General features: G+C 39.0%; 2 protein-coding genes. Both read right to left on the reverse strand.

Translation table 11 applies throughout. The annotated features are described in order from the left end of the window. Nucleotides 1-405 precede the first annotated feature (405 nt). Nucleotides 406-3,966: an RHS repeat-associated core domain-containing protein gene (locus GMA8713_RS25135; RefSeq protein WP_062715344.1), complete on the reverse strand. Its 3,561-nt coding sequence runs from the start codon at nucleotides 3,964-3,966 to the stop codon at nucleotides 406-408. A 28-nt stretch (nucleotides 3,967-3,994) separates the two neighbouring features. Further along, on the reverse strand, nucleotides 3,995-4,291 hold a 297-nt coding region (locus GMA8713_RS25140; RefSeq protein ID WP_198159585.1), incomplete at its 5' end, for a LamG-like jellyroll fold domain-containing protein.

The following is a 4,291-nucleotide window of genomic DNA, read 5'->3' on the forward strand; positions in this document are numbered from 1 at the left end:
ACAATGAACAAGGATGCTATTGCGACTAAGCAGGCGCAGTTGTCTAAAAAATAGGGAAGCTGGTATTTCAGCTTCCCTATTTTTTGCTTGATTTCTTAATGGCAAAAACGGCTTTTTCAGGGCCGACTAATTAGAATAGTGAAGGTAGAAAAATGAAACAAAAAACACCAAAAATGATATCATGAATGTATTCCGAATAAGATTTCGGACCTTACAACCCACATCACTCAACTCTACATCACCTCTAAATAGAATAGATATATTATCTAAATACCTCCCCTTTCCTCCGTTTTTCTTAAAGTGGGAAACAATTACAACACCAATAGTAGCGCTTAGTAGTAAAGACACAAACGAAATAAAAATAATAAAACGGAGCATGTATCACCCTTGCAATTAGAGATAAAATCAAAAGAAAAAGTCAAAGTAGATCCCTGTGTGTATACCTCCGCCTATCTTACCTGGCTTATCAAATCCATTAAACTTTCCATCAGTATTAAATAAGTCTCCCGGATTTCCGGCTTCACCAGTATTAAAGTTGCTACCAGTATTTCCGCCGACACCTCCGGTACCATAGTTTAACGACCAATCAGCTTCAATTCCAGATGACCAACCGGATTCACCACAGTTTTGTTTATCCTCATCGCCGCCTTCAAATGGATCAAATCCAACACCACCTTCAACACCTAACCCAAAATGAAGCTTACCAAAATATTTTCCTGTTCCAGGGTTATACCCAAACTCACCACCCAAACCTATTCCATTATACCAACTAATGCTTACGGCCCATAGACCATTAGGATCAACTAAGTTTATAGGGTCTCCATGAATATATTTATAAAGATTGATACCACCTTGCTCTTGTAACGGATCCCGGTTAAGCCATCTCTGCTGATAGGGTGAGTAAAATCTATATCCAAAATATACTAGACCACTCTCAAAATCGCTTCGTTTGTTAGAGTACCCAAAAGACTGGGTACTAAAGTCGCTAAGCTCCGACTGTCCAAATGCTGAATAAGTGTAATTTGCAACTAGGCCCCCCTCTTTATCTATAACTTTCTGTACATTACCTAGATTGTTATAGACATAGTAGTGCTCAACAGAATTGGTCTTAGCAGTAAGTAAACCGCCTATACCCCCAGGTGCATTGAGCGCCCATGAAAACTCACTATCAATATTACCTTTTTCATCTCTTTGTTGTAATTCCACTAAACCAAGGCGGACAAATCTTTTTATTCTTTCGATTTGACCATCTTTAATAAGCTCATATTGCACAAGCATACTTGAATGATCATAACCAAAGCGCTCAGAGTAACTCACTCCATCTTTTTGAAAATCAATTTGAACCAGCCTATTTTCCGCATCATAAACTGCCTCATAATAAGTATCATCGTCCAACATTCCTTTGATTGGATTTCCATCTCGGTCATACTCAAAAAGACCTTTATGCCCTTGCCATTTTGTGAATTGGTTGAGGTTGTTATATTCGGCATCAATATTTTTCGGTATATAAAACTCACTAGTTCCTACTTGGCTATTGACTTGTCCCGCTTGGTTGTAGCCATATTGATAGTCAGCAATTACATTATTATTTAATGTGTACTTAATCTGGCTCAAATCAGCGCTACTATTTATCGTACTTTCTTTTCTAATTCCATTTGGGTACTCCAACACTATTTTAGGGTTAGAACCTGATAAATTATAATAATACTGGAAGGCATTTCCTAATGCTGTTGTTCTGAAAATTCGACCCAACGAATCATACTCGTAAATGGCATTTTCCTTACCGTTAACAAAAATACCAGTAACTTGCCTTTGTAATGAGTATTTTATTTCAATATTATCTTGTGCTAGAGGACCATCAATACCAGATAAGTAGCCATCATTTGTGAAACTATATGTTGTCGTCCCAAATTGATCTGTAGCAGTCTCAATTCGGCCAAATACATCATATGTATATGATACAGGTGGTGTATCATCAGAATAATCGATATTGACAAGCTGCCCTAAGTCATTATAAGTCAGACGCTTTTCAATACCTCTCGCATTGACTATCTTTCGTACTCTACCCTGCCGATAGACCATCTCCAACTGGCTACCATCGGCATAGGTTTTCTTGAGCAGTTTACCTGTATCGGAATACTCAAACTTGGTCGTATTTTGGTTTGCGTCTGTAAGGCTAATCAAGCGACCAGACTTATCTCTACCCAAGTTAATTTCTGAGTCGTCAGCCCGCCTAACCTCAGTGAGGTTTTTATTGTTGTCATAACCATAGTGTGTCTGTCGACCCATGGGAAGCGTCTTAGATTGTAACAACCTTGGACATGCACCAAACTCATATTCGACAACTCGCTCTCCCGGGTATCGTACACTGATAAGAGTATCAATATCGTTATAGGAAAAGTGAGTGCTGTAGCCGATGTAGTCTGTTGCAGTAACAACTCTCCCTAAACTATCTCGTGTCAATGTTGTAAGGTTTTCGCCGTTTTTAGATGAGCCTACGAGATAACCATTAAGGTCGTATTGATACTCTGTAACGTCACCCTCACTTGTTGAAATCTTTTTGGGGTTTCCATCATCGTTATATTCAATGGTAGTCGTTAAACCTGAACCATTATCCCGGTAAATGACCTGACCTTTATCATCGTATCGAAATGTTTCTGTTATTAGTCCATTAGAGACTGAAAGGATATTAACGCTCTCATCATATTCATATGTTGTCTCTACACCATTGGTATTGGTCTTCGAAGACAAGCGTCCATTATCACTCCAAGTATATTTCTCGACTCTTCCATCCGAGTATTCTTTCGTAGAAAGATACTTATTATCACCGTAGTTTAACCTAATCCAGGTGTCATCTTGGTAATCGATTTTCGATATTTTCGAATAGCTATTACTATAACGTTTATAGCTATAAGTCACTTTTGGAACATCAAAGTTATAGTTATTATAATCAGGACCTAAATATGGCTTATAATGCTCTGGAGCCGTGTAATATGTACTACCATTAGCGGAGTTATAGAAGTATTCAGATTTGTTATTATCTGGATCAGTGATGGTCAGTCTTACACTATTACCTAACTCTTCACCGGGAGCTGGGTATACGCTATCCCTAGTAACACTCTCGTCTCCAATCTCCAGATAAAATAGTGTTTTACCTAATATATTCTCAATATAACTTAAATAACCGCGGTCTTCATAGCCAAATTCGGACTTATATCCCTCCATATCAGTAATAGAAGTTAAATTACCATCAATATCATAAGTAAGATTAGCCGAACGCCCAAAGGGGCCAACTACTTGAGTGATTTTATTATCGATATATGTAAAATTAACTCTACGACCGAGATGATCTTCAACATATTGGATACTATTTTCTATATAATTAACTCTAAACACCAACCCATTCGAGCTGTTTTTTTCAGTTATGTAGTGCTTTCCATCTATCTCAGATTGATACAAGCTGTAATAGCCATTGGGTTTAATGAGTTTGAAACCTTGATCAGTTTTTTCTATATAATATGAGTTCTGAGCCTCTCCTTCTAGTTTCAAGTTAGAAGGAATCTGATACGTATCATCTGATCTTTTTTTATATAAGTCGACTCTGCCACTGTTTAACGTGAGTAATATATCACCGTTTTCGTCAAACTCTATATGGCTTCCATAGGTGTGACTCCACCTACTTCCTACATGACTGTCTTCGTCTTCGTTTGCTAGTACATTATAAGTTAAGTTAAACTCAATATCATATCCACTAGGCGAGTTGACCCAAAAAGGAGTATCAGTAACAACCAAATTTAGATTTCGAACATCAACATGCCAAATTGGTGCACCTCGCTCACAATCATCGTCGGGTGTCTGCCCTAATGGAGAGTTAGGAGGCGGCTCATCAAACGAGCAAGAGGGTAAATTTGCTATTATCCACAAAAAGATAGCAATAAATAAAGCCACGATCCAATGTGCAAACATATATAATAAGTCCTTCCTAACTCACATTTTAATTCATTTTGGTTTTTAGCAAATTATTCGCTGACAGCAGCGCATCAAACTCACCAGTCGCCACGTTCTCTACCCAGCGGCCCTTCGCGCGGCTGAAGTCGTAGTACGCCAATAAATCTGCTTCACCCGCCACCGGTGGCGTCAGCATGTAACCCTGCACCTCACTCCCGCTCAGTGCACGGCCCCACACCTGAACATCGTCTACCTGCCCGTTGATAAAGCTGTCTGCACCCTGCTCGCCGTTACGTGCACCCAGCATCAGTGCACGGCTCGACGCTTCATTGAAGGTGATGTA

This window comes from Grimontia marina, from assembly GCF_900060185.1.
Taxonomy (GTDB): Bacteria; Pseudomonadota; Gammaproteobacteria; order Enterobacterales; family Vibrionaceae; genus Enterovibrio; species Enterovibrio marinus.

Excerpts from the sequence above, each read along its gene's own strand:
- GMA8713_RS25135 (WP_062715344.1), bottom strand. The coding sequence starts at position 3,966 with ATGTTTGCACATTGGATCGTGGCTTTATTTATTGCTATCTTTTTGTGG.